This window comes from Clostridium intestinale, from assembly GCF_035905475.1.
In the GTDB taxonomy this organism is placed as follows: Bacteria; Bacillota; Clostridia; order Clostridiales; family Clostridiaceae; genus Clostridium_T; species Clostridium_T intestinale.
Genome location: NZ_CP121166.1, coordinates 900,974 through 925,910 on the forward strand (window position 1 = coordinate 900,974; position 24,937 = coordinate 925,910).

Here is a 24,937-nt window from a genome sequence, read left to right on the forward strand (position 1 = left end):
TTCTCATCCTCCATATATTTTTTTACTTAATTATGTTCTTCATATCAAACCACAAAATCCAATTATTTTTTATTAGATTATAGTTTTTTATTATGATTATTATAACATGTTTTGAAAACCTCATCTGCTTTCGTTGAATTAGCTGTAAAAAATGCTATATAATAACTATATAAGGAAATAGAAACGAGGAGAACACTAAGATTACTATAGTTGAGTTTGCAGTATAGTAAGGAGGTCTTTTTATGAATGATACAGAGGATAAAATTAAAGTTGCTTATAAAGAGTCAAAAAACATTTATGACGATGTTTTGACAGCAAATAGTTTTTGGTCAAAAGCCTATAATAAATTTGCATGGGGTATGAAAGATGAGGATTATGTTCTAACACTACTTTCTTTTATTCCTGATGACTTCAATAGTAAAATCCTTGATGTACCAGTAGGAACAGCAGTATTTACAGCAAATAAATATAAAACCATAAAAAATGCTGATATTACTGCCTTAGACTATTCTACAGATATGCTCTCACAGGCTGAAAAACGCTTTGAACATATGGGAATCAGCAATATTAAATGTGTACAAGGTGATGTGTCCAATCTTCCTTTTGAAGCAGATAATTTTGATTTGGTTCTTTCAATGAATGGCTTTCATGCTTTTCCTAATAAGGAAAATGCATTTAAAGAAACTGAAAGGGTTCTTAAAAAAGGTGGTATATTCTGTGGTTGCTTTTACATTAGTGGTGAAAGAAAAACAACAGATTTTATAGTAAACAAATTCCTAATGCCCAAAGGATGGTTTACACCTCCCTTTTATACTAAAGATGAAGTTTCTCAAATACTGAATAAACTATACACCAAAGTCGAGGTTTATAATGTTAAATCCATTGTGTATTTTAGGTGTGTGAAATAAAGGAAATATTAGTTGAATGTAAATAAATATAACGAAGAAAATTGAAAGCTGATGATGGTAGCTCACTTATTAGTTATATAAAGCTGCAAAGGGCTTTTATTTACCATAATAGAAATATGTTTTTAATTTGAAAAATTAAATGTTTATTTTTTATAGAAATTTGATATAATATAAATAAGAAATACTTAGTGCGTCAACACTAAGTATCCTTAGAACATTTATTTTGTTTTAGGGCTATTGGATTTAATTATTTAAACTAAACAATCAAAAAAGCACAGCTATTCTTTGGCGGATGGAGTGCTTTTTTGTTTGCTTCTAATTTCTATATCAAGACCAATGAATTTAACTTTAATCTTTAAATAGTTTATAAAAAGATTATGTTTTAAAATTAATCTAATAATATAAATAGTAGAAAAACTTTTTATAAGCAGTTCTAACATATCCAATACCACCCCCTTTGCTACTGGTGATAATAACCAATAGTCCAAGGAGGAGAAAACGTTCAAAACCCCCGTAGCCATCCACTACGGATTAAGAAATTTACCTAATAAGTGTACCATAATTTACTAAGTTGACATAGGGGTAAATTGTGGTAATTAGTTTCCTTACTAAGATTATTTTTAGTTTAGATTGTAAATTATATGGTGAAAAAATAAAATAGAAGATTACACTAAAGGATTATTAATATCAGCTAAAGATATTATTAATCCTTTTTAATTTTAAAAGGCATGAAACAGTTGAATTTTGTAGGAATTCGTTGAATTAGATGTAAATAATGTTATATAATAGCAACATAAGGAAGCGAATGGAACAAGATTAAATTTGGATATTACTAGAAGAGAATTGTAATCATATGGGTGAGAGTGTGTGAAATATTGGAGGATATATGAAAACATATAACAAGTTAGTTAGAGATAAAATACCAGAGGTAATAAAGATGTCAGGAAGTAATTGTGATTATATAGTTGCAGATAAAGAAGAAAGATTAGATTTACTTATGAGAAAGCTTGATGAAGAAGTTTTAGAGTTTAAAGAAGATAAAAACCTTGAAGAACTTGCTGATATTATGGAGGTTTTATTTGGACTAGCAAGTAATTTAGGATTTACTGAAGAAGAGCTTTTAAAGAAGAGGGAAGATAAGAAAGGGGAAAGAGGAGGATTTAATGAGGGAATAGTTCTCCAAAGGGTATGGAGTAAGGGAACTACTCTTGGTGCTAAACAAAAAACATTTGCTTGGATATATGATGAGAATAAGATAACAATAAAGAGAACCGTTGGTAATGGCTTAGTGTTAGTAAATGAATTTACTGATCTTGAGATAGATAAGATTATTGAATTTATTAAGTTAATGGGAGAAACATCGTTAGCTAACAGTGTTTCAAAAATGAAGGATGGAACAGAGAAAGATGGGCTAGGCAAATTTATATTTGAGGAATTAAAAAGGGATATAAGTTCAGCACAAGCTTCAAGCCAATTGATTGCAATATTTTATGATGCAGGAATTATTTATACTAATGAAAAAGTTAAAGGTATAAAGTTTTGGATAAAAGATGAGGACTGGAAAGAGCAATTAAGAATTTTGTTAAGTAAAAAGGAGAATTAGAGTGGCTGATACATCTAGACTAAATAAAGTTACTGAATATATTATAGAGAAATTAAGTAATGAGTTTGGCATAGAGCTAACTAAGAAAAAACTTAGGATTGGTAAGAGTAGTGTATATAAAGAATTTACAGGAGTATCAAATGATAATAAAATAGTTTTTTTTGTATGCCATCATAGTGGACTAACTAGTGGGGACAATATACCAACAGCTAAGCTTAACAGCTTATTTACTAAATGTTACTTATTAGAAAAAGTTAATGCTGAAAAGAAGTATATATATTTTACTAACAAAGAATTTTATGAGATATTTCGAGATAAAGGCAATGGGATTATTGAGAATATTGAACTAAAGTTATTTAATGGCTTACCGGTTGAATATGAGAATGTATTGAGTGAAGTAATTAGAAATGCTTTAAGGGAAATGTCTTAAGGTTAATAGTTAACATAAATAGATTTAATAAGAGAAAAGATTGAAGAGCTTTTAAAGAAGAGAGAAGAAAGGGGAAAGAGGAGGATTTAATGAGGGAATAGTTCTCCAGAAGGTTTATGACTAATGAGTAATATAACAGATTTATCTATTGGAGGAATTGAAATTAAGGATATAATTCCTGCAAGTAGTAAGGTTGATTATAAAATATTTTCTAGACTTTTAAATGAGGATAGAGTAGTTGCAAGTTATAAGATGTATTGGCTACTTGGAATATTAGATGAGGTTAGTGAAGGAAATAGTGAGATTGAGTTTAATAGGATAATAGCTAGAATGATTACTTATGCTTGGTATCCAATTATGCAATATAAATTAAGTTTTGGTAGTTTTGATAAACTTAATTTACCTGTAAACCACATAGCACTTAAATATAATATCCCAGCTAATTATGATGAGAAGAAATTATTAGATTTTATATACACCGCTGAGGACTTAGTGCTTAAGAAAATGATGAAAGAGCTAACTCATAAAGTTCCATATAGATTGCTGACACCTTTCTTTAGTAATAAAGTAGAAGGAAAAAGAGTTGGAGTTGAAAAAATAATAACGGAGTCATCATTAGAAGATAATGCTTGCTTATATAAAATCATCAAAGGAAAAACTAATAAAATAATCATTAATGATGGATGGAAAGATTACTTAAAAGAAAACTATAAGGTAATAAAATACTGGATTTATTATAAGTTAATATGCTTTCTACAAAAGAGAAATCCTAATGTTCCTGCTATAGCCTTTAAGCTAGAAGCTCCTAGAAGTAGAAATCTAACAAAAGCAACAAAGCTATGGAATCAAGTTATTGTAGCCAAGGGTATAAATGATATTTATACAAAAAAGGAATTTACGAGTGGAAACTATAAAATTCATGGAGTGCTGAGCATAGATCACTTTATACCTTGGAGTTTTGTTTTACATGATGAGATGTGGAACTTAGTACCTACCTTTAAAAATATCAACAGCAAGAAAAGTGATAAGCTACTAACACTTACGGATTATATAGGAGACTTTTGTGATATTCAATATAAAGCCTTCACATATTTTTGTGAAAAGAAGATGGACAAGGACTTAGAAAGTTATGTTGAAGGATTAAGGATAAATGAACCATATAATTTAAATGAATATAAAGGTGAGGAAGAATTTAATAGAAAACTTGTAGAGTGTATAAGTCCATTGCATCAGATTGCTAGGAATCAGGGGTTTGAGGTGGTGGAGAAAGTTTAAGATTAGATTTTATAGTATGTATGACAAATTGCCTATGTTTCCTAAAACTTAGTAAGGAAACAATGAAAGTGATATAATTAACTTGTATTAAAATGGAAATACAAATTTTGTTGGGAGAGGTTTAAATGGCGTATAAAGTTATTTAAAATAGATAAGGGTGTGGAAGAATTACCAGCTACTTGGGTATCACTTGAAAGAGAGTTGCAAACATTGATTGAGCGGAATATGCCTACATTTTTGGGGGTTAATTTTCTTAAAACTGAATATGTAACATTTAATGGGGTACGTATAGATAGCTTAGGAATAGATGAAAATAATTGTCCTGTTATTTTTGAATATAAACGAGCTAGCAATGAAAATGTAATAAATCAAGGATTATTTTACTTGGATTGGCTTTTAGATCATAAAGCTGATTTTGAACTTTTAGTTAGGTTCTAATGAAATCTATTAAACAAGGGTATAATGTGTAAATAACACAAGAACCCTTGTTTTTTTATATCTTCCATAATAGCAAAATAAGTTGTTCGCAATAATTTAATTAATAATTCTTCAGTTGATTTATCAATTTATTCGTCATCCTTGTTTATGCTGTATGATGCTGGATCTTCAGCAATCTTCGAATCACTCTTTATAGGAGCATACTGATGAATTTTATCCGAATTAGAAGAGTACGCATCTGAATTTTCTTCGAAGTTTTCTACCTGTTCCATAACCTTGTTGAAAATCTCTGGGCTATACTGTGGTGGATAACCATTCTTCACCAAGCATATCTTTATATCAAGTTTTAACTGGTTACGAACATTTTGATTATTAAGCCAGTCTGCAAATGAAGACTTGGTATCAATAATTTCCTTTACTTTTTTTGCTAACAACTTACACTCGTTGTTAATAATCACACCATCTACTTCTTTATCTGTACCATATTCAAAATTATACTGGTCACGCAAAGCTATTAAGATATCATAAAATGCTTTTTCTTCAAAAGTTAAACCAAGTTTGCGGAAGCTATCTCTATTTTCGTTCATTTGACGCAAAATAGATAGTGCTTGCTCTGTTGCAATCTTAATAATATCATCAGAGGCTTTTTCTTGTGTTTCCCCTGCTTCTTCAGCTGTAAGCTTTTTACGTCTCTCGTGATAATCTGCAATTGTCTTTTCCAACAGTTCTTGAAATGTTTTTGCAGCTACCTGATTCACTTTTCCATATTCCTTAATTTGTTTTCTTAGCATTTTTATAAGAAGTTCAAGCTTCGTTGCAGGCATTTTAACATCAGATAGTTTTTCAAAATATTCAGGGGAGAAAATATCTTCTTCCTCACCACTTTCAAGAACACTTTCTACTTGATTATATTTTAAAGCTTCCTCGACCATTTTAGAAACTGCACGATTCATTGTGTCAGCATCAACTTCGCTTGTCCCACTCATTTTACGAACGAAACCAGCTATTGCCATAAAACACTGAGCAAGAGCAGATTCAGCCTCGCCAAGGTCCCCTGAAGGTTGACATATATCAAATGCGGTTCGCATTCTTTTAACTGTCTTTAAAAAATAGGTTTTAAACGATACTTTTTGTACTCTACCATTTCCCTCGGTCTGTAACTCTTGTGTTGAAATAAAAACATATTCCGCTGCTTTTGCAAGTGATTTGTAACGTATCATTGGATCACACTCTGGGTTTAAGAATGGAATTAGATCATAATCAGCAAATAATATCTTTAAAATTTCTAGTTCTTCTCTGAACACCACTGTAGCTTGTTCAACATCATCTACAGTAGGTGCAACGGAATTGTTCCCACCATATATCTTCATAGCTTCACGCATATTATCACGAATGCCAATATAATCTATAATCATACCAAACTCTTTGCCGGGATTCTTTCTGTTAACTCGGCTAATGGTCTGTATCAGCAAATGTTTTTTAAGTGGTTTATCATTATACATATATGTAAGAGAAGGTACATCGAAACCTGTAATCCACATATCTACAACAATAACAATTTTAAAGTTCGATTTTTCTTGTTTAAAGGCTGCATCTAAATCCTCAGAACGCTTATCATTACGTGCGCCACCTAAATAGTTATACATATTTGCTTCATCATTACTACCAACGCTTGAAACCATGGCAATGAGTGGCATAGGTTTTAACTCTTTAAGTTCTTCTTCCGTTATATCAATATCGTCTGCACCTTTCTTTTCTACGAACCATTCTGGATATTTGTCTTTAAATTTCAGTAATAAATCGTAAGCTATACGTCTGCTAGAACAAACTATCATAGCTTTTTGTATTCTCTGTGGATCCCCAGCACAGGACGAAACATAATGATCATGAATATCAACGGCAAGTCGCTCCAAACGCAAAGGCTCACCCAAAATCATTTCCATAGAACTCATGGCTTTTTTACTTGCTTCAATATCTTCGTAAGTTGCACCATCATCAGCACATTTTTTATAGTACTGCTCAATTTCCTTAGCTTTTTCTTTATCGAGCAAAACTTTTGCAATACGAGGATGGTACTTGATAGACACTGTTAACCCGTCTGCAACAGCTTGGTCCATTGTATATCGGTCAATTTCCTCACCAAAAGTTTGGTAAGTTTCTGCAATTGGCGTACCTGTAAAACCTACAAAAGTAGCCCCCGTAAAAGCTTCCTTTAATACTTTTGCATAAGGCTTAGACACCATAGCTTTCATGTTTTTGTCTGTATCTTTGCTGAATTGAATCTTTTTAGCATGCTCAATTTGAGTTCTGTGGGCTTCATCTGAAAAACATATAATATTCTTTCGGTCATTAATAAGACCAATTTTGTCATGTTCTCTGTCGCAGAATTTCTGAATAGTACAGATGTAAAATCCGCCACTTTGTCTTGCTCCGAGTTCTTGCCTTAAATGAGCTCTATTTTTTACAATAGAAACCTCGCCAAGATTTAAAAATTCCTTACTTTTTGTAAATAGTTTTGCACCTTGTTTTTGTAGTTCATCTCTGTCAACAATTAAAACAATAGTTGGAGAACCTATTTCAGAAACATCTGTACAACGCAGTGCAAGTTGACGAGCGAGAAAAGCCATTGTATAGGTTTTGCCACATCCAGTTGCACCAAAGTATGTACCGCCTTTGCCACTACCTGTAACAACTGAGTTCACAATACTTTCTTTTAAAAGTTTAGCTGCAAAAAACTGAGGATACCGGCATACAATTTCATGCTCATCACTATCATAAATACTATCTTGAAAGTAAATATAATCTCTAAAAATCTCAAGAAATCGAGTAGGACTATATACACCCTTTATCATGGTTTCTGTTTCAGCAAAAGGAAGAGTAGATATTTCATCACCATCATTTACACGACGCCAAGAATAGAAATGTTCATAAGGTGTACGGACAGTTCCTAGTCTAGTTTTGACGCCGTCAGAGATACACGCTAATGGGCAATAATGCAAAAGATGTGGAATATCTCTCCAATATCTTATATTTACTTGTTCCCAAGCATCATATATTGTGGCACGAGCGTCTGCTGGGTTTTTAAGTTCTATTACACAAAGTGGCATACCATTTACAAATAAAAGAACGTCAGGTCTGCGATTTTCTTTCTGGCCATTATTGGTATATTCCACAGTAAACTGATTAACGGCACGAAAAATATTTGTGTTTGGGTTTTCAAAATCAATCAAAGATATCATTCTTGCCATTCCATCTTGAGGCGTGAACTGAACGCCATCTACTATCCACCCATAAACCTTATGTAAGGTAGCAAAATCACTTTCACTACCTACAAGGCGAACAACATCAAAAATCTGAGTGACCTCATCTTCAGTTAAGTCAGGGTTTGTATTTGCCATAAATGTTTTGAAGTCATCTTCAATCAATACATCTCGTTTAAAAGAACGCTTTATATCATTTCCAGAAAGATACTGCCAATCCTCAGCCTCTAGAAATCCAAGAAAGGCATACTCATATTCTGATTCACAGTAGCGTCCATTATATTCTTTTAATTTAGCCATAGATTACGCCTCCTTTGATTTTTTAGCCTCTTCGATAGAGCCTTTTATTAGTATTGGACAAATATCTTTTATCTGAGATTTTAATCTTTCATTGATGAATTTGCGCTCTTTATATGCTGTATATATATCAGCAATTGACTTTTGAATTGTCATATCGGCTATAGGAAATTCAACTTTAATCAAATCATTCCAAGTAAATGTTTCTCTTGCAGACCCCCATGAATGAAACCTTGCAAATCTATCAAATTCAGTTCTATTAAAGAACATTGACAAATATTCAGGAAGTAACCTTTCTTCATCTACTGAGAAAACTTCATTAACAGATGTAACAACGATATCTTCATCAGTATTGTTGAATGCGTACGCAAATACTTTTTCATTGTGAGTAGTCTGTACAAAGCTAATTTGGCGTGGCTTAACCACTTTATAATTTGATAACTCATTTCGATTTACTTTTGAAGTAGGTTCTCTAAATTCTTTAGATGTGCTAACACCCATGACATTTTTTGTCCCATTCGAGCCATTTCGCACATCATACCTATTAATATACTTCCCAATAGGTTCACAAGGTATATTTCTTCTCAGGTCCTCAATATATGCATCGCAAACCAGTTTCAAATCCTCAAGCCCACGCTCATAGCATTGTTGATTGGTAAGCATAGAGTTATAGACATCTACATACTTTTGTTGAAGCGATATATCAGGCAATAATATTTCAAGTTCACTCATATCTTTCAAATTAAACTCTGGTCTTTGACTACCAAAATTTCTAAAGGTTACCTCTCTATAAAATTCTTTTCTACGAAAGTACATAAATAAATAGTCTGGATTAATTATTTTTTTCCCATCTTCATTTAAATAAAAAATTTGATAAAGATGAGAAACGATGCAAACTTCATCTGTGCGATACGCAATAGAACCCAAATCTAGCCTTGAAGGATTATACACAAAAGCACCTTTATTTACAATTTTGTATGGCTTTAAATTTACTCCTGACACATTGCCTTTTGGCTCTGTAAATATACCTTTATTGCTCACTCCAACAATAAATTCTTCACCATATTTCAAATCTCCATTATTACTAGTAGACTTTTTTATATAATCACCAAGTTTAATCCGTTTTAAGTTTTCTTTTTCAATATATTTCATATCCTATCCCCCTAAATGCATCTTCCAACATCTGTTGAGATTTCTTTTCAGCCTTCATGACTTCTTGCATTTCAGCTTGAATACGAGCCATTTCCTTTTCATAGTCAATATCTAAATCATGATCAATAAATTCAATATACTTACTTGGCGTAAGGGTCCAGCCTTTTGTTTCAATCTCTTGAATCTTCACACTTCGATAAAGTTCAGGCACCTCATATTTTGCTCCGTCACATCCTTCGCTTTGCCATGTATGATAAATATTAGCTGCTCTTTCAATCTGCTCTGGTATCAAGCGGACTTTCTTTTTATTTTCACCTTTAACAGGGTTTTCTGTCCATTGACGCAAATCCATAAAGAGTATTTCATGTTCACGATTACGGTGGTTTCTTCCATGATAGTTACCACCTTTTTTATTTTGGTTCAAAATCCAAAGAGTAACACTGATATCAGTAGTAATAAACAATTCTCTTGGAAGAACAACAATTGCTTCAACCTTATCGTTTTGAATAAGTTTTTTACGAATTTCTAAAGTGTCACTGTCATTTAATGCACCATTAGCAAGCAAGAACCCTGCTACACCATCAGAGGGCTTTAAGTGGGAAAGCATATGCAAAATCCAAGCATAGTTTGCATTACTTTCTGGAGGTGTAACATAGTCTGACCAACGAGCATCATTTTTCAAATTGTCATTATACCAACCTTTAAGATTGAAAGGTGGATTTGCCATAATGTAGTTAAAATACAAACCTTTGTGTAAATCATTAGTAAAAGATGAATCACTCATTTCGCCAAGATGGTGACTAATTCCACGTAAGGCAAGATTCATTTTGGCAAGACGATATGTGGCTGGTTCCTTTTCCTGTCCATAAATGTTGATGGTATTAATATTACCTTGTTTTGATTTTACAAGTTCAGCACTTTGAATGAACATACCACCAGATCCACAAGCTGGATCATATAAAGTTCCTTCATATGGTTCAATCATGGATGCCATAAGTTGAACAACGTCATGAGGAGTATAGAATTCTCCTTCTTCTTTTGTAGCATTAACAGCAAATTCTTTAAGGAAGTATTCATATACACGCCCAATAAGGTCCTTTTCTTCTCCAAATACTTTGTGACTAATTTTATTTACTTCATCAATAATCTTTTTTATATCATTAGGTGCAAGGTTACGTGTTGTAAATGTGCCTTCCACAAAACATCCTTTTAAATCTTTTGAATCTGTTGCAATGCTATGAAGAGCAGTATCAAGAGCAACATTAAGTTTCGGTGCAGGTGTATTAATAATAGTAGACCAGCGTGATTCTACTGGCAGATTATATGTTCCATCTGTAAAAGTTGCATCATCAAAAAATGCAGATCTAATATTTTCATCCTCAGGATCTAGTCCTTGTTCTATTAAAGTTTGACGAAGTTTATCAATTCCATCCTCGTACTTTTCACCAATAAAACGTAAAAAAACAAGTGTAAGCATCATATCACGCTTCTCGAAGAAAGAACCTGAATTACGTGCTGCACGTAGAATATCTCTACAATTAAATAAAATATTATCAATGTTTATTGCCTTTTCAGCAGCTTTTTTCTTTGCCATATTATTTCTCATCCTTTCCGTGTTCATTCCAATGCTTTTCTATTGAGCCAAAATCCAGATTATGAGATTCGCAAAATTCCATAATCTTTTTCATCGCAGACATAGTAGGCTTACTTTTCCCACTTTCCCATCTATTGATGGATGAAAAAGAAAAACCAAGTTCTCTAGCAAAAGACTCCTGTGATAAGAAACATTTTTGACGTAGCTTTTTTATTTCTTCTGAATATGTCATATATATTATCTCCTTAAAAGTATATGTCAATGATACAGCATTATTATATCATACATCAATTCAAAGGTATATGAATACGAATAGCAAGCCTTGTATTTCAGTCTCAGCAATTATTCCAGGGCGCAGACAACCATTCACAATACCCGCAGGTGACAACCTATAACCTGCATTTTTTATACCCACAACTATCTATACAAATTGCATGCCGTTACAAATAAATGGTAAAATGGAATATACTTACACAATAAAAGGATACCTTCACCTTCAATCTTGAGTATTGAGAAAATATGACATACCTATATTAAGATTTTCTACTGTGGGGAGTGGGGAGGAGAAGATATTGACAGAGAGGCTTCAGGAATATATAAAAAAGGTTATTTAAATAAGTATAGTTAAGAGTAGTAATATTTTTATGATATTATTACTCTTTTTACATTTAATATAATGCAATAAAAGATTACCTATATTATATTTGATGGGTTTACTATCCATTTTTCATAGAGATATAATATAATTAAGAATATTTTATTAGCTTTATAGGGGGAATAAGTTAGTGGGTAAAAGGAATTATGAGAATTTGTATGAGTACTTTAGAGGATTAAAAGATGATTGTATTACAACGAGTTTTAATGAAATTGAAAATATTTTAGAAGACATCTTACCAGATAGTGCTTATAAGTATAATGCTTGGTGGTCAAATGATACAACTCATTCACAGGCAAATAATTGGTTGGAAAATGGATATAGGTCAAGTAATGTTTCAATTACAAATAGGCAAGTGACTTTTATAAAACAGGGTAATATTAAAGTCAGTGAAGAAAAACAAACTAAAAATCGTTTTGCTGAGGTGAGGGAGTATAAAGAAATTACACCAATTATAAGTAATGAGAAATACGATAGCCATGAGGAAGAAAATAATCAGAACACTTTGAAAATAGTAGTATTAATATCTTGCACTAAGCTTAAAAGAAAAGGAACATGGGAAACTAAACTTCTTTATGATAAGAGTCATAGATTCAGATATTCTTATAAATACGCAAAAAGTATTTCTAAAGATATTTATGTAATCTCGGCTAAGTATGGGTTGTTAGAACTAGATCAAGAAATAGAAAGTTATGATGAAACTTTAATCAATAAAGGCATTAACGTTAGAAAAGAATGGAGTAGAAGTGTAATTAATGATTTAAAAGAAAGATATGACTTTGAAAAAACCAAATTTATTATACTAGCGGGCAAAAAATACTATGAGTTTTTAGTTGAAAAAATGAAGCATTATGAATTACCGCTAGAAAGATTATCTCAGGGTGAAGGATTAAAAAAGTTAAAGTTTCTTGCAGGAGGAGATTGTGAATAAAAATGGATTATTGTGTTAAATTGCATCAGCTTTTTAATAATATGACTAGGCTGAATCATAAAAATATAAAATCAATAAACTATAAAAATGGAATTTATATAGTTTTTGAAAAGGGAGAAAAGTATCTAGGACTAGATAGGATAGTGAGAGTTGGAACGCACACTTCAGATAATCGTTTAGTTAAAAGATTAGAAGATCACTTTATAAGAAAAAATAAAGATGGTAGTATATTTAGAAAAAATGTAGGTAAATCATTATTATCCAAAAGAAAAGATAAATATCTAGATATTTGGTCTATAGATACATCTAATAAAAGAAAGACAATTGAAAAATATGGAGACAATTTTGATATATTATATCAAAAAGATATAGAGAGTGAAGTAACTGATTATATGATAAATAACTTTACCTTTGTTTGCTTTGAAGTTAGTGAAAAATATAAAAGACTTCGTTTAGAAGAGGCTATAATATCAACATTAAATAGAGATGAAAACTTTAAGTCTTCCAGTGAATGGCTAGGTAATTATAGTCCAGTATCTGATATTAGTGAAAGTGCTATGTGGTTACGACAAGGATTAGATAGAGTACCCATCAATGAAGATGAATTTAGAGATATAGAAATAAGTATTTCTAGACAATAATATTTTTAGATTTTCTACTGTAGGGAGTGGGGAAGAGAAGATATTGAGTGATAAGCTAAACGAGCTTTTAAGTGTATAATTAATCAATATGATTTTAGGAGAATAACATGAACTTTGAGTATTTGTTGAAGCAATTAAAGGTTAATATATTTCTACCTAAGGAAGATTCACCAACTAAGTTACCAGACAAAGCAGGAGCATCAACCTTAGAAAAGAGCTTGCATAATTTGAGAAATCACACACAGATTAAATAAAAAATATCACGTAACATAGCTCAGCTATAAACCTTTATATGTTTATAGCTGAGCTTTTTTCTTGTTTTTAAGCAGAAGCTATAAGTAGTAGACATTCTCTGTCCATTAGAATATTCATTTGATAATGTTTGACAAATATGAATTAGAATGATATGGTAAGCATATACTCAATATTAAGCACATGCTTAATTAAGAAAGGCGGGTTATTATTTGGGAAATCGTGATAAGGAAAGGGAGAAACGACAGGGACAAATTCTACAAATAGCACTGGATCAATTTATTATGAAAGGATATTATGGAACATCTACCCGTGAAATATGTAAGATAGCTGAAGTAAGCTCTGGACTTATGTTTCATTATTTTGATTCAAAAAAAGCTTTATATGAAACCCTTATTGAAATAGGTTGTGAAAAGATGGTTTTTATGCCAGAGGAAGATCTTAGTCCATTGAAGATATTTGAGAAGAACATTCGAGATTTATTTCAGCTGATTAGGAGTAATCCATTTTCAGCAAAAATGTTTGTGTTTATGGGATATGCAGTATACAATGCTGCTCATATTTCACAAAAGGCAGGAGAGTTACTTGCGCAGCATGACATTATCAATCAGAGTGTACCTCTAATAGAGAAAGGACAAGAGTTAGGAGAAATTCGTTCAGGAAATCCTCTTGCTCTATCAATTTCATTTTGGTGCTCAATTCAAGGTATTGCAGAAGCTATAGCACTTAATCCTGATAATCCAATACCTGATGAGAAATGGATATTAGATATTCTTAAAAAGTAAAGGAGTGATAATTTTAGTGAAGAAGCAGAATATACGCAAACTAATTATATTTATAATAATAACTCTTGCAAGTGGCTGGATTGGAGTAGCCATTGACTCAGTTCTTACAGAACAGCCAGAGGGGAACTCTTTGGGCATGGGACTGTGGCTGATATTACCTTTTTTGACTGGAATAATATTAAGGATAGTATATAGAGACTGGAAAAACATAGGTCTTAAACTTAATATAAGAGATAACAAGAAATGGTATATATTATCTATAGGAATTTATCTGTTAGTAACAGCAATAACTATTGGACTAGCAAAGATCTTTAACCTAATTGAGGTGTCAAATTTTGCAAAAGGTTCATTTTTATCACTTGCAATAGCTTCTGCTACTGGGGGATTACTTAAGAATGTTTTTGAAGAATTTGCGTGGAGAGGTTATTTAACACCGAAACTTATTGAATTAAAACTCAATGACTGGTCTATTTACGGTATTTCTGGTCTTGTATGGGCATTATGGCACGTCCCGTATTATCTTGTATTTCTTCCAGATATCTATTTTGAATCAATATCAAGAGGCAATATGATTTTAATAGGGTGTATATTAATGGTATTTTGGACTATTATGTATGTAGAAATATATAGGATTACAAAGTCTGTTTGGCCATGTGTGCTTATGCATACTGTTGAAGATGCAGTACCCAATGTTATGGTCATGACAGGTGGATTTGTTTCCTTAAGTAAAATATGGGATATCTTATTAAATCCAATCACAGGTGTTATAGCTACAGCTATATTTATTGCAACAGGACTTTTGCTTAGAAGATTCAGAATGATGAAGTATGAATAAATATGTGTAATCTTGTTAATGTAAAATGTTAGATTTATATTTTAAATAGGCAACATATAATATACCCAAAATACTAGTTAGTCAATATAAACTTTGAAAATCAGTAAAATTTCTATTATATTAGTTTTAATATAATCTGATAGATATTAAATAGGTTATTGTAGTTTGAATTTGCATATAGGTCTAGTTATAATCATTCTTACAACATATACAGTATTTATGGGAGGTTTTGTATGAGTGAATTTTTGAAATTAGAGAATTTTGTTGGGCATTCAGATGTAAGTTATGAAGAAGTTATAGTTCAATTTTTACAGGATAACGAAATAACGATTGATGATTTTGAGTATGTAGGGAGATGTGACTCTGAGTGCCTGGAATGTAATGCAGAAAGATTTAGTGTCTGGCGTAGAGATATAGGAGTTATCGAAGAAGAAAACATTTTTACTTTTGATTTGGATGCCGCTGATGAAACATTAGATTTTGCTATATATTTGTGTAATAAGTGCAAGACATGGACTATTTATATTGAATAAAATATTATTCTCAAATTTAGTAATTTTACGGGGGATGTTATCTATGAAATATATTATAGCAGGAATAATTTTATATGGGTTGTTCTTTTTGATCTGCTATCTTGGCACTGGCGGAGATAAAAAGAATATGAAAAACTTCCACTCTTATCCTGATGAGGTTCAGATTAAGATAAGACTGAATAATGACTTAAGTAAAATGATTCCAGTGAAACCCTCTTATCTTAAATCTTTCTTGTCAAATCTGATGGTGTTTACAATTATTTTTATAGTTATAGGCTTTTTATTGAGTCTTTCAGAGTTTATTCCGACGTTTATCTATCTTCTAATATTAGGAGAAGGATTAAACCTATTTGATTTGATAATTATCGATTTCTGTTGGTGGAGCAAGACAAAGAGAACGCATTTTGGAGCCATTATTGACGATAAGGATTATCATGGAATTAGAAAACATTGGGCATCCTTCCTTAAGGGAATTCCGGTATTTGCTTGTGCGGCACTTTTTGCTGCAGTAGCTATAAACAAAATTTTCTGATGCATAATAAACTTTACATTTCTAGAGTACATTAAATGAATAAGCTTCTTATTATTCAACTAAAACTAAATATAAAGTTATTATGATACCGTATTATTCAAATGAATAAGCGGTATTTTTTAGTTCGTAATACAAAAAAGTTAGTTAAAAACATGAAATTATCGCGAAGTAACTACCTAAAAAATATTATATTGAAAGATTATATTATAAGATTTAGTATAATTTTATTAATTACAAAACTATATTAAATAGGTTTTAATAAAAGGAAAAAGCATTCTTTAGAAAACCTACTAAAAAATGCTTTAATTTGTAAATTTGTTAACATATTTTTTACTAAATACGCTTCTAATGATTGTTCAACTTAATACCTTTATTAAACAGGAAATGGAGTGTATGGGGCTACCCAAAGTATACTAATATCCATCGTTGTAGACGTATTATAAGTGCTACTAGTAGTAAAATTTGAATTTACAGAAATTAATCTAATTGATTGAGTATTTATATTTACAACATGGAATACATCTGTTCCATCAGAATGAAGTCTTCCAATACCAGTTATGTGGGTTGAAACAGTATCAGAGCCTGCAACATAAGATGCTTGATATCCATTTAGCCCTATTATAGTAGTGTTATCATTTACGTTTTGGACAGCAAATGCTAAAGGGTCACCAGGAGGAGTTTCTACCCATGATGCATTTAGATTAATAATAACTTGATACACCCCTGGTAAAGTAAGTGCAAAGGTATTGTTATTTAAAATAACAAAGTTTTCAGATTGGTATTGTAAAAGCTCTATTGGAAGAGGATCTGTAGATGCCACATCTGTTATTTGGCCTGAGTGAAGTATTGCGAATGGCAATTGTTGAGGGCCAGTAGCACCAGTTTCACCGGTAGCACCTGTTACGCCAGTAGAGCCAGTAACACCAGTTTCACCAGTAGCGCCTGTAACGCCAGTAGAGCCAGTAACACCAGTTTCGCCAGTAGCGCCTGTAGGTCCAGTAATACCAGTAGCGCCGGTGTCTCCAGTAGCACCCGTAGCTCCTGTTACACCAGTAACACCAGTGTCTCCAGTAGCACCGGTTTCTCCGGTAACACCACTAGCACCAGTAGGTCCAGTAACACTAGTTGGAGAAACTATATCATCTTGTACTATAACTAAAGTTGCTTTAACAGGAACTAAGGAACTTAGAACGGCAGTTCCTTCACTTATATAATTTAATGTCAAAGTAACAGGAGCAGATACTACATTAATAATTCCAAAACCAACAACTTCCCCAGTCTTAACAGGAGAATTTCCTTCAATTAAATCTCCTTGTGAGGAAGTTAATGCGAATACAACAAAGTTAGGAGATGTAGCTGTCTGTGTTGCTACCCACCAGTTTAAAATATAACGTCCGGCTTCAGTAAAGGTTACTACACCAGAAGCTGTATCATACGTAATATTTCCTGAATTATAAACGATATTATCAAATATTACACTTGAGCCAGACTGGATATATGCATTGGCTAATAGTTCAAGCTGAAGAGATGAATTACTCATATGAATCCTCCTTGTATAAAAATAATCAGGTATAAAAATAGCCTGTGTTTTATACTATGGATATAAATAAGATAATGTGTCATAAAATGTAAATGAATATATATTTGAAGGGAAATAGAGAAATATGAAAAGATAATTAGTTCGCAATTCAAAAACAGTACCAAGTATTTTAAAAATAAAGTAAGAGGCTCTTTAAAATTGAACAATACTGTATTGGATAAATATGATAAAATTAACTTATAATTGCAAGAAGATGGGGGATTAAGTTATAGATATAAATAGTAATTTATAGCTTAAATAGTGAGGATGTATGGAAAGAAAAAAAGCGGTTTCAATGTACTTATTTGGATCATTAGGACAAATGCTTATTGTATGCATTGCAGTTAGGATATTACGTAGTTTTGGAATAAAGACAGATTACACAACATTAATAGGAATGGTAGCTATTATAGTGGGCGGAGTTTCTTCTGCACTTTGGGGGAGTATTGTATCAGTTAAATATAGAAAGATATCTATAAAACAAATCTTTTGGGATTTTGTAAGTGTTAAGAAATCATATCAATATTATTTGCTTGTTATTTTGTTTTTATTGTTAGATTTCAGTTATGTTTTAGTCGGTGGAAAATTTGAGATAAGTAGCTGGTATATGCCGATTATATTATTTCTAAAAGCCATTCTATTTGGTGGAATAGAGGAGATTGGCTGGCGATATACTTTCCAACCTATTTTAGAGGAAAAAGTAAATTTTATCTTTTCAACAGCTATTACATTTGTTTCATGGGGAATATGGCATTTCTTATATTTTTATACCGAAGGTACAATATATCAAATTCAAGTAGTTCCATTTTTATTTGGTTTGTTGACAAATTGCTTTATTTTAGCATCTTTATTCAAAGTAACTCAAAGTTTATGGGTATGTGTAATGACACATGCTTTAATAAATATGTTTACACAGATAGCAATTGGGGGGAATGAGTATTTATCAATTATTTGTAAGATTATAGTTATAATTATTGCTATTACTATTCATAGAAAACACAAAATGAGTAAGAAATACGGGGAAACATAAAACTCACGTTTAAGATTGAATAGTATAAATAGTAATTTAAAGCACAGATTTTTATATTTTAATAGGAGATGAGGGATATGATTGAATATTTTCAAAATAGCAAAATGCTGAACTGGTTGTTAATTATTGCAATTACTGGAGATTTTGCGGTTCCATACTTTTTGGCTACTTTTTACAAAGGTTATAGCCATAACTTAATGGTTATGAGTTCATTAGGAAATCCCAATAGTCCTGTACGGTTTTTCTATAATACCTGGTTGATCATTTTAGGAATTTTACTTATTTTTTCTTCTGCTATTATCTTTTCAAAGTATTGGTTAATTTCAAAAGCGCTTACCATTGTAACGGTTGTTCTTATTTTAATATTTGCTATTGGTGCAGGAATTCTATCGGGTATTTTTAGTGTAAATCAAAGCAAAGAAATTATAACTGTATCATCGCAAATACATGGAGTAGGAGCAGGCTTTATGGCTATGCTATTTGTTCCGTTGTTTTTAGCAATACTGTCATACAAAAATAATAATAATTTAGAAGGAATGATTTTTTCTATCTCCTTTATTTTTGCTTTCGTATTCTTCACTTTTTTTATAATGGCTGACAAACCACAATTTCAAAGTACATTTATTAAAAATGAAGGTTTATGGCAAAGACTGTCTTTGTTATTGATGTATTTTCCATTGGGATATATAGCGGTAGAAAACTTAATTCATTTGATGCATATAAAATGAATATAATGGGAAAAAGACAAAATCCAATTTATCTATCATATGTATCTGTATTTTATTTAGGAGGTTAGCAAATGAGTTCTAAAACGAAATCAAGAGTTTTATTTGGAATTGGGATTATTCTATTAATGTGTTATTTAATAGGCATATTTTATTTTTATAATATTCAAGAGTATAACCCCTATGCTTCTGCTGGGGCTGATCTTGATGCTTTAATTCACAGCGTATTGTTTTTACCTCCAACTGCAATATGTCTTATATTATCTCTTGTATTACACATAAAAGCAAAAAAGTGAAACATTTTAGTATTTGGAATGACAAATGAGGAAGTAAATATTCAATTTAATTTTTCAAGTAGAAAGATGAAAAAGTATAAGTGATTTTATGGAGTAGCTATGGTGGGTGGCTACTCTTTTATTATGCAGAGAGAAAAGAGACTACCTTGGATGATTTCGATAAGTTATAATAGAACTTATCTGATTAATAATATAAATCAGAAAAAAGATATTGACAACCATATATCTCTGATATATATTATTTATTAGAAAAAAAGATAATATATATATGGAGGGAGCAATATGGAGAAAGTTAATGTTCAACTATTACTCACACAAGAAGAATATGATTCCTTAAAGAAGAATGCTGATAAGCAGGGACTAACGGTTCCGTGTTATATAAAAAGCCAGGTGCTTGAAGATGATTATTTTTATGGCTACTATAAGCAGTTACTTGATAAGGTGGAGCAGCTTCCGTCCGGAACTAAATTTAATATAAAAGCGTTGTTTGGAGTAGAATGGACGATGCCGAGAGGCATTAAACTGACATTAGGTAGAACCTACTTCAATCGTGTTGATAAAGGAATTATTGACAATGTGACTGTAACAGGAAAAGACAGCTCAAATGTGATGTGGTACGAAAAAAAGTGATGCTCACAACAAGAAAACTGAGAACTTATGAACTAACAGGAGGATTATTATGATGAAAGATTTAGGTCCAAGTGGTGCAAATTATGGACATCCAATGCCAGTTTTAATGGTTGGAACTTATGATGAGAATGGAACAGTTGATGTAATGAATCTGCATTGGTGTACGATGAGCGAGGGAGGTCATTTGACATTATGCCTTGGTGAAAGTAAAAAGACGCATGAGAATATAAAAAAAATGGGTGCTTTTACTGTTGCATTAGTTAATCCATCACTTATGAAGGAAGCGGATTACTTTGGAATTATGAGTGGATATAGGGTGCCGGACAAGTTTGCAAGAACTGGTTTGAAAGCCGTAAAGAGTGCACATGTTAATGCACCAATTATTGAGCGCAGTCCTTTGGTGTATGAATGTGAGCTTTCGGAGATTGTAAAGACAGATCATTTTCATGCGGTTATTGGTAAGATTATCAATGTAGTGGCAGATGAATCTGTTTTAGATCAAAATGGTAGACTTGATGCTAAGAAAATAGACATGGTACTATTTGACTCATTCAGCAACAACTATGTTACTTTAGGTGAAAAAGCTGGTGAGGCTTGGAAAGAAGGCCAAAAATATATGTAATTTCTTATTTGAAAATATTGAATTTATATAGATAAGAGAGGTAGATTATTATGATGAAAAATTTAGGACCAAACGCATTCGGATATGGTTATCCTGCACCAGTTTTAATGGTTGGGACTTATAATGATGATGGAACAGTGAATGTGATGAATTTGCATGAGTGTACAAGGACGAATGCTGGTCACCTCGCTTGTTTTATCGGTCCACGTAGTAAAACACATGAGAATGTTGAAAAGAGACGAGCATTTACTATTGCACTCGTGAATCAGAATTTGATAAAAGAAGTGGACTATTTTGGAACAGTAACTGGGTATAAAAATCCAGATAAATTTGCGAGAACAAGTTTAAAAGCAAAGAAGAGTCAATTCATAAACGCTCCAATCATCGAAGGAAGTCCTCTTGTCATAGAATGTGAACTTATAGAGGTTGTATATACAAATAATTTCACTACAGTACTTGCAAAAATTGTCAATGTAGCTGCAGATGAGTCAGTGTTAGATAACAGAGGCAAAATCGATTCCCAAAAAACAGGCATGTTATTATTTGATGCGTTTAGCAACAGTTATATCGCATTAGGCGAGAAAGTTGGAACGGCTTGGAGTGATGGTAAAAAATATCTGTAAATTTAAGTTTGTAGAGTAAATTAAATGGGCGCCTTCAACAACTCTCACCAGTATTTTAAATTTATAGATAATAATATATTATAGACACATATTTAGAGTATTTGAATTAGAAACGTATCTTGTTTTGCCGCTAGCAGCTATACCTAGGAGAAGACACTTTGCACACACAATCAAATTCACTCATACTATATTACTGAATTTCATTTCTGAAAGGAGGTAATATAGTATGACCGAAAGTATACTAACACATCTTTCCGTAGCAGTAGAGTATAAAGCTGGTCTAGATAAAGAAGGAAAAGATGTTTTTAAAAAGATGAGCTTCTCTAACATAAAAGATGAAGCTTCTGACGAGTCCATGAGTAAAGTAGCTAATGCAATAGGAACACTATTAGATACACAAATATATAGAGTTTCTAAGACCATTAAGTATGAATTGATTGAACTATAAAAATATAATTTAGAATTGCTCTGCCATAAACAGATAAAAGTTTGTGGCAGAGCTTTTTTTATTTTCTATTTTAAACTGGAACTTCTAAAGTTGTAGATCTTCTTTCATCAAATCTAGCCGATTTGAAAGAGGCAAGATCTCCGTTTTTGGTAGTAAAAATATTTTCACTTAATATTACAGCTACCACTTCGGCTACCTCTTCAGGTGATATATCACTTCTTACGTCAGCAATGGTTAAAGTGGACCTCTCACCATTGCTCGTTAAGAAGGTCAAGATAAGACTGTATTTCATTGCTATTCTCCTTTCGATTCAGATTCTATTAATTCCGAAGTTAAAATTGTTAAATACTCCTCTGCATCATCTGATAATAGAGCAGAAATTGCTTCAGCTACAGCATGAATACTTTCATTGCTAGCATTTGCTTTAACATTACTTAACGTTTTTTTCTTATAAATTGGAGCACCATTAGCATTGGTTCCAGTATTAATTTTAATAACTAATGAAAGGGACTGAGGAACTTGTTCTATTGACATGTTGATTCACCTCCTTTCATAAGAGATACACACCGCTATTCGGTAGACGCGCTTCTCAGCGTCAGTCTAATCCTTTTACCGCTATTCGGTAGGAGCTGTTTTAAGCTCCGTTCTATCTTTTTAACCCATTTAATAAAATGAGTACTCTATATCATATTTAAAAATGAGGAGTTTTGTCACAACTTGTTGAAAACTTCTTTAAATTATCTTAATAAAAGGAGTTTAAAGAGGCTTGGAAAGAAGCCTCTAAAGGGCAGAAGTGCACAATTTCTCGAAAAAAATTAAAAAAACTTTATTTAAACAATAGAAAAAATAAGGAATTTAATGAAGCTCTTGAAAAGAAGAGCTTCTACAGGGCAGAGGTGCACTACTATTCGGTAGGCGTGTCTTTCAACGCCAGTCTAATCCTTTCGCATGGAATAATAAGGAGTTTTATGAGACTTGAGAAGAAGTCTCTACAGGGCAGAGGTGCGCAATGTCCTAATATCGCAATGTCCTAATATCGCAATGTCCTAATATCGCAATGTCCTAATATTGCAATGTCCTAATATCGCAATGTCCTAATATCGCAATGTCCTAATGTCGCAATGTCTTAATGTCGCAATGTCTTAATATCACAATATCTTAATGTCGCAATATCCTAATATCGTAATGTCCTAATATCGCAATATCTTAATGTCACAATATCATAATCCTTTTAGTATAATAAAAAAGGAATTATATGAAGCTTTTGAGAAGAAAAGCTTCTACAGGGTAGAAGCTAAAAGGAATTTTATGAAGCTTTTGAGAAGAAAAGCTTCTACAGGGTAGAAGTGTATAATATTTATAAGTAAAAGAAGAACTTACTTTGAGGTTAGAGAATATTATGAAAATAAGGGGGAGAAATGGGGAAATTAAATAAAAATAATAGTGGTATATCACAAGGTGAAGAAGAATACGAGAAATTTGCTGAGTGGGGAGAGGTTAAGGGAGGAAATACGATAAGAGAGCTTGATATAACAGATTTAGTGAAAGAAAAGCTTAAAGATAAGCCTATTAAAAATACTATTATAGAGAAGAAAAAAGAGGAGAAAATAGCCGTCGAGAAAGAAATAAACAATTCAGACGCTAAATACAGGAAGAGCTTTTATCTTGGCTTTTCTATAATAAGAATGTTAAATGACTTAAAAGGAAACCATCAAAATATAAATGTGAGAGTTAGTAAAATTGTTGAAAGTGCAATAAAGCATTATTATAAATACATTATGGAAGAAGGCGGAATCCAAGAAGATTAGTTCTTGTAAGGTTTTATGCATAAAAGGTAGTAATATTCTAGTTTGAACTGCTCATTGTTAAGTAGACAAGGGGCAGTTCAAACGAGTAAGTGGTGTTTTTTGGTTAGCATTTCAAAAATTGTATCATGTATTTTGGAATTAATATGAGGTTAGCGATTCTTGGGAAAGTGAAGATTATGATAAATTTTTATTTATTATAATATCTTGAGATGATACAATTTAGAAAGATATATTTATTTAAAGGGGAAAATAATATGCTTGAAAAGCTTAAATCCTTAACACCGTTGCTACATAAAATATTTTGGATAGACAAGTTTCAAGGAAAAGATAAATCATTGTTTACTCCTGCTAAGTTCTTTATGTATTTCTATATAATCGCAATTATAATATCTTTTTTAGATTCAGTAATTAATTTGAGTTTTGTAGGATTAATTGAGACTGTATGTGTAGTAATTATAATTCCTATAATTTATAGAATAGTAATGTGGATGCATAAAGCTATGAGAGGGTTGTAAATTAACTAGATAAAGGCATTCAATTCAAATAAAAAATAGATTGAAGGCGTTATTAATGACTGAAGAGCAGTTTGGTAATTTTGTTGATAAATGTTATGAGGAAATGGAACAAAAGCAGGAAAAACTTTTTAATACTTATAATATAGGAATATATGATAGATACTGGTTTGATCAAGAAACCAAGACGCTTCAACTTAAAAACAATGACGAAGTCTTACTAGAATTTAATATTGTATGCATTGGGACTTGGGGACATCAAAAAAATACTTGGATGTGGGGTTGGGCTAATGCAAGCTTTACAAATGAGATAAGAGAAGATGCCATCTTACTAAAAGGATTAACGGAATACACTGGCTATGAAGTGTTTAAAAAAATAGGGTTTGAATGTGATGAAGTTATGGCGTATGAGTCAGTTGCTATGGCTGTTAACTATTTAAATGCTTTGGGTATGTACAAGATTCCAGGGGAAAAAAGTGATCTGTTTGTTGCGCTAATGGAAATAAAATAATTTATATACAGTTATTTAGAAGCAATATTTAT

30 protein-coding genes and 1 pseudogene are annotated in these 24,937 nt (G+C 31.7%); 23 read left to right on the forward strand and 8 right to left on the reverse strand.

The genetic code is table 11. The features are described from left to right. Positions 1-242: 242 nt before the first annotated feature. The gene (locus P8F83_RS04570) at positions 243-908 is read left to right on the forward strand and encodes a class I SAM-dependent methyltransferase (RefSeq protein ID WP_326513635.1); all 666 of its coding nucleotides are present in this window, start codon (positions 243-245) and stop codon (positions 906-908) included. Between the two features lie 278 nt (positions 909-1,186). On the opposite strand, the gene P8F83_RS04575 is transcribed toward P8F83_RS04570, so the two are convergent. After that, complete coding sequence (locus P8F83_RS04575; protein ID WP_021802280.1) at positions 1,187-1,354, reverse strand: hypothetical protein; 168 nt, start codon at positions 1,352-1,354, stop codon at positions 1,187-1,189. Between the two features lie 440 nt (positions 1,355-1,794). Between P8F83_RS04575 and P8F83_RS04580 the strand changes: the two are divergent. From P8F83_RS04580 to P8F83_RS04595, 4 genes and pseudogenes are all read left to right on the forward strand, one after another. Beyond that, positions 1,795-2,097, forward strand: a pseudogene (locus tag P8F83_RS04580) (nucleoside triphosphate pyrophosphohydrolase); the annotation flags it as partial. Between the two features lie 415 nt (positions 2,098-2,512). Continuing rightward, positions 2,513-2,941: a hypothetical protein gene (locus P8F83_RS04585; RefSeq protein WP_326513636.1), complete on the forward strand. Its 429-nt coding sequence runs from the start codon at positions 2,513-2,515 to the stop codon at positions 2,939-2,941. 123 nt (positions 2,942-3,064) lie between these two features. After that, entirely contained in the window at positions 3,065-4,216 is a 1,152-nt protein-coding gene (locus P8F83_RS04590; protein ID WP_326513637.1) for an HNH endonuclease domain-containing protein, read from the forward strand. 159 nt (positions 4,217-4,375) lie between these two features. After that, positions 4,376-4,654 (forward strand): PDDEXK family nuclease, encoded by a 279-nt coding sequence (locus P8F83_RS04595; protein WP_326513638.1) that lies wholly within the window; start codon positions 4,376-4,378, stop codon positions 4,652-4,654. A 128-nt stretch (positions 4,655-4,782) separates the two neighbouring features. On the opposite strand, the gene P8F83_RS04600 is transcribed toward P8F83_RS04595, so the two are convergent. The 4 genes from P8F83_RS04600 to P8F83_RS04615 are packed head-to-tail and all read right to left on the reverse strand — an operon-like array spanning position 4,783 to position 11,189. After that, complete coding sequence (locus tag P8F83_RS04600) at positions 4,783-8,214, reverse strand: type I restriction endonuclease subunit R (protein WP_326513639.1); 3,432 nt, start codon at positions 8,212-8,214, stop codon at positions 4,783-4,785. Positions 8,215-8,217: 3 nt separating this feature from the next. Next, positions 8,218-9,363, reverse strand: a complete 1,146-nt coding sequence (locus tag P8F83_RS04605) for a restriction endonuclease subunit S (protein WP_326513640.1) — start codon at positions 9,361-9,363, stop codon at positions 8,218-8,220. Continuing rightward, a complete protein-coding gene (locus P8F83_RS04610; protein ID WP_326513641.1) occupies positions 9,350-10,957 on the reverse strand; it encodes an N-6 DNA methylase in 1,608 nt (535 codons plus the stop codon). Before P8F83_RS04610 ends, P8F83_RS04605 begins: the two co-directional genes overlap by 14 nt. Before the next feature lies 1 nt (position 10,958). Then, positions 10,959-11,189: a helix-turn-helix domain-containing protein gene (locus P8F83_RS04615; RefSeq protein ID WP_326513642.1), complete on the reverse strand. Its 231-nt coding sequence runs from the start codon at positions 11,187-11,189 to the stop codon at positions 10,959-10,961. 553 nt (positions 11,190-11,742) lie between these two features. Here P8F83_RS04615 and P8F83_RS04620 point away from each other — a divergent pair. The 7 genes from P8F83_RS04620 (at position 11,743) to P8F83_RS04650 (ending at position 16,121) form a co-directional block, all read left to right on the forward strand. Beyond that, a complete protein-coding gene (locus P8F83_RS04620; protein WP_326513643.1) occupies positions 11,743-12,543 on the forward strand; it encodes a DUF6884 domain-containing protein in 801 nt (266 codons plus the stop codon). A gap of 2 nt (positions 12,544-12,545) precedes the next feature. Beyond that, positions 12,546-13,184 carry a GIY-YIG domain-containing protein gene (locus tag P8F83_RS04625; RefSeq protein WP_474198367.1) on the forward strand — a complete coding sequence of 213 codons (639 nt, stop codon included), beginning with the start codon at positions 12,546-12,548 and terminating at the stop codon, positions 13,182-13,184. Between the two features lie 107 nt (positions 13,185-13,291). Continuing rightward, the gene (locus P8F83_RS04630; protein ID WP_326513645.1) at positions 13,292-13,438 is read left to right on the forward strand and encodes a hypothetical protein; all 147 of its coding nucleotides are present in this window, start codon (positions 13,292-13,294) and stop codon (positions 13,436-13,438) included. 210 nt (positions 13,439-13,648) lie between these two features. Then, positions 13,649-14,221 carry a TetR/AcrR family transcriptional regulator gene (locus tag P8F83_RS04635; RefSeq protein WP_326513646.1) on the forward strand — a complete coding sequence of 191 codons (573 nt, stop codon included), beginning with the start codon at positions 13,649-13,651 and terminating at the stop codon, positions 14,219-14,221. 16 nt (positions 14,222-14,237) lie between these two features. After that, complete coding sequence (locus P8F83_RS04640; RefSeq protein ID WP_326513647.1) at positions 14,238-15,056, forward strand: CPBP family intramembrane glutamic endopeptidase; 819 nt, start codon at positions 14,238-14,240, stop codon at positions 15,054-15,056. Between the two features lie 233 nt (positions 15,057-15,289). Then, a complete protein-coding gene (locus P8F83_RS04645) occupies positions 15,290-15,589 on the forward strand; it encodes a hypothetical protein (RefSeq protein WP_326513648.1) in 300 nt (99 codons plus the stop codon). 43 nt (positions 15,590-15,632) lie between these two features. Beyond that, the gene (locus tag P8F83_RS04650; protein WP_326513649.1) at positions 15,633-16,121 is read left to right on the forward strand and encodes an ABC transporter permease; all 489 of its coding nucleotides are present in this window, start codon (positions 15,633-15,635) and stop codon (positions 16,119-16,121) included. 373 nt (positions 16,122-16,494) lie between these two features. On the opposite strand, the gene P8F83_RS04655 is transcribed toward P8F83_RS04650, so the two are convergent. After that, a complete protein-coding gene (locus P8F83_RS04655; protein ID WP_326513650.1) occupies positions 16,495-17,661 on the reverse strand; it encodes a hypothetical protein in 1,167 nt (388 codons plus the stop codon). 310 nt (positions 17,662-17,971) lie between these two features. Between P8F83_RS04655 and P8F83_RS04660 the strand changes: the two genes are divergently transcribed. The 7 genes from P8F83_RS04660 to P8F83_RS04690 all read left to right on the forward strand — a co-directional run bounded on the left by P8F83_RS04660 (position 17,972) and on the right by P8F83_RS04690 (position 22,074). Further along, positions 17,972-18,730 carry a CPBP family intramembrane glutamic endopeptidase gene (locus P8F83_RS04660; RefSeq protein WP_326513651.1) on the forward strand — a complete coding sequence of 253 codons (759 nt, stop codon included), beginning with the start codon at positions 17,972-17,974 and terminating at the stop codon, positions 18,728-18,730. Between the two features lie 77 nt (positions 18,731-18,807). Continuing rightward, the gene (locus tag P8F83_RS04665; protein ID WP_326513652.1) at positions 18,808-19,458 is read left to right on the forward strand and encodes a DUF998 domain-containing protein; all 651 of its coding nucleotides are present in this window, start codon (positions 18,808-18,810) and stop codon (positions 19,456-19,458) included. 71 nt (positions 19,459-19,529) lie between these two features. Beyond that, entirely contained in the window at positions 19,530-19,751 is a 222-nt protein-coding gene (locus tag P8F83_RS04670; protein ID WP_326513653.1) for a hypothetical protein, read from the forward strand. Between the two features lie 282 nt (positions 19,752-20,033). Continuing rightward, positions 20,034-20,381, forward strand: coding sequence for a single-stranded DNA-binding protein (locus tag P8F83_RS04675; RefSeq protein ID WP_326513654.1), 348 nt, complete (start codon positions 20,034-20,036; stop codon positions 20,379-20,381). Between the two features lie 49 nt (positions 20,382-20,430). Further along, on the forward strand, positions 20,431-21,003 hold the full coding sequence (locus P8F83_RS04680) for a flavin reductase family protein (RefSeq protein ID WP_326513655.1): 573 nt from the start codon (positions 20,431-20,433) through the stop codon (positions 21,001-21,003). A gap of 50 nt (positions 21,004-21,053) precedes the next feature. Continuing rightward, positions 21,054-21,626, forward strand: a complete 573-nt coding sequence (locus tag P8F83_RS04685) for a flavin reductase family protein (protein WP_326513656.1) — start codon at positions 21,054-21,056, stop codon at positions 21,624-21,626. Between the two features lie 226 nt (positions 21,627-21,852). Next, positions 21,853-22,074 (forward strand): DUF1659 domain-containing protein, encoded by a 222-nt coding sequence (locus tag P8F83_RS04690; protein ID WP_326513657.1) that lies wholly within the window; start codon positions 21,853-21,855, stop codon positions 22,072-22,074. A 70-nt stretch (positions 22,075-22,144) separates the two neighbouring features. Here P8F83_RS04690 and P8F83_RS04695 read toward each other — a convergent pair whose 3' ends face one another. Both P8F83_RS04695 and P8F83_RS04700 read right to left on the reverse strand, forming a co-directional pair. Beyond that, positions 22,145-22,366 carry a DUF2922 domain-containing protein gene (locus P8F83_RS04695; protein WP_181603327.1) on the reverse strand — a complete coding sequence of 74 codons (222 nt, stop codon included), beginning with the start codon at positions 22,364-22,366 and terminating at the stop codon, positions 22,145-22,147. Positions 22,367-22,368: 2 nt separating this feature from the next. Continuing rightward, positions 22,369-22,608, reverse strand: coding sequence for a DUF1659 domain-containing protein (locus tag P8F83_RS04700; RefSeq protein WP_021802249.1), 240 nt, complete (start codon positions 22,606-22,608; stop codon positions 22,369-22,371). A 675-nt stretch (positions 22,609-23,283) separates the two neighbouring features. Between P8F83_RS04700 and P8F83_RS04705 the strand changes: the two genes are divergently transcribed. The 4 genes from P8F83_RS04705 to P8F83_RS04720 all read left to right on the forward strand — a co-directional run bounded on the left by P8F83_RS04705 (position 23,284) and on the right by P8F83_RS04720 (position 24,905). Next, complete coding sequence (locus tag P8F83_RS04705; RefSeq protein ID WP_326513658.1) at positions 23,284-23,418, forward strand: hypothetical protein; 135 nt, start codon at positions 23,284-23,286, stop codon at positions 23,416-23,418. Between the two features lie 74 nt (positions 23,419-23,492). After that, a complete protein-coding gene (locus P8F83_RS04710; RefSeq protein WP_326513659.1) occupies positions 23,493-23,882 on the forward strand; it encodes a hypothetical protein in 390 nt (129 codons plus the stop codon). Between the two features lie 254 nt (positions 23,883-24,136). Next, positions 24,137-24,397: a hypothetical protein gene (locus P8F83_RS04715; protein ID WP_326513660.1), complete on the forward strand. Its 261-nt coding sequence runs from the start codon at positions 24,137-24,139 to the stop codon at positions 24,395-24,397. A gap of 40 nt (positions 24,398-24,437) precedes the next feature. Then, positions 24,438-24,905 (forward strand): DUF6882 domain-containing protein, encoded by a 468-nt coding sequence (locus P8F83_RS04720; protein ID WP_326513661.1) that lies wholly within the window; start codon positions 24,438-24,440, stop codon positions 24,903-24,905. Positions 24,906-24,937 lie beyond the last annotated feature (32 nt).

Bases quoted from the DNA above. Each gene is read 5' to 3' on its own strand.
- P8F83_RS04570 (WP_326513635.1), top strand. From the start codon at position 243: ATGAATGATACAGAGGATAAAATTAAAGTTGCTTATAAAGAGTCAAAA.
- P8F83_RS04590 (WP_326513637.1), top strand. From the start codon at position 3,065: ATGAGTAATATAACAGATTTATCTATTGGAGGAATTGAAATTAAGGAT.
- P8F83_RS04600 (WP_326513639.1), bottom strand. From the start codon at position 8,214: ATGGCTAAATTAAAAGAATATAATGGACGCTACTGTGAATCAGAATAT.
- P8F83_RS04605 (WP_326513640.1), bottom strand. From the start codon at position 9,363: ATGAAATATATTGAAAAAGAAAACTTAAAACGGATTAAACTTGGTGAT.
- P8F83_RS04610 (WP_326513641.1), bottom strand. From the start codon at position 10,957: ATGGCAAAGAAAAAAGCTGCTGAAAAGGCAATAAACATTGATAATATT.
- P8F83_RS04615 (WP_326513642.1), bottom strand. From the start codon at position 11,189: ATGACATATTCAGAAGAAATAAAAAAGCTACGTCAAAAATGTTTCTTA.
- P8F83_RS04625 (WP_474198367.1), top strand. From the start codon at position 12,546: ATGGATTATTGTGTTAAATTGCATCAGCTTTTTAATAATATGACTAGG.
- P8F83_RS04630 (WP_326513645.1), top strand. From the start codon at position 13,292: ATGAACTTTGAGTATTTGTTGAAGCAATTAAAGGTTAATATATTTCTA.
- P8F83_RS04645 (WP_326513648.1), top strand. From the start codon at position 15,290: ATGAGTGAATTTTTGAAATTAGAGAATTTTGTTGGGCATTCAGATGTA.
- P8F83_RS04650 (WP_326513649.1), top strand. From the start codon at position 15,633: ATGAAATATATTATAGCAGGAATAATTTTATATGGGTTGTTCTTTTTG.
- P8F83_RS04655 (WP_326513650.1), bottom strand. From the start codon at position 17,661: ATGAGTAATTCATCTCTTCAGCTTGAACTATTAGCCAATGCATATATC.
- P8F83_RS04660 (WP_326513651.1), top strand. From the start codon at position 17,972: ATGGAAAGAAAAAAAGCGGTTTCAATGTACTTATTTGGATCATTAGGA.
- P8F83_RS04665 (WP_326513652.1), top strand. From the start codon at position 18,808: ATGATTGAATATTTTCAAAATAGCAAAATGCTGAACTGGTTGTTAATT.
- P8F83_RS04670 (WP_326513653.1), top strand. From the start codon at position 19,530: ATGAGTTCTAAAACGAAATCAAGAGTTTTATTTGGAATTGGGATTATT.
- P8F83_RS04675 (WP_326513654.1), top strand. From the start codon at position 20,034: ATGGAGAAAGTTAATGTTCAACTATTACTCACACAAGAAGAATATGAT.
- P8F83_RS04680 (WP_326513655.1), top strand. From the start codon at position 20,431: ATGATGAAAGATTTAGGTCCAAGTGGTGCAAATTATGGACATCCAATG.
- P8F83_RS04685 (WP_326513656.1), top strand. From the start codon at position 21,054: ATGATGAAAAATTTAGGACCAAACGCATTCGGATATGGTTATCCTGCA.
- P8F83_RS04690 (WP_326513657.1), top strand. From the start codon at position 21,853: ATGACCGAAAGTATACTAACACATCTTTCCGTAGCAGTAGAGTATAAA.
- P8F83_RS04695 (WP_181603327.1), bottom strand. From the start codon at position 22,366: ATGAAATACAGTCTTATCTTGACCTTCTTAACGAGCAATGGTGAGAGG.
- P8F83_RS04700 (WP_021802249.1), bottom strand. From the start codon at position 22,608: ATGTCAATAGAACAAGTTCCTCAGTCCCTTTCATTAGTTATTAAAATT.
- P8F83_RS04705 (WP_326513658.1), top strand. From the start codon at position 23,284: ATGTCACAATATCATAATCCTTTTAGTATAATAAAAAAGGAATTATAT.
- P8F83_RS04710 (WP_326513659.1), top strand. From the start codon at position 23,493: ATGGGGAAATTAAATAAAAATAATAGTGGTATATCACAAGGTGAAGAA.
- P8F83_RS04715 (WP_326513660.1), top strand. From the start codon at position 24,137: ATGCTTGAAAAGCTTAAATCCTTAACACCGTTGCTACATAAAATATTT.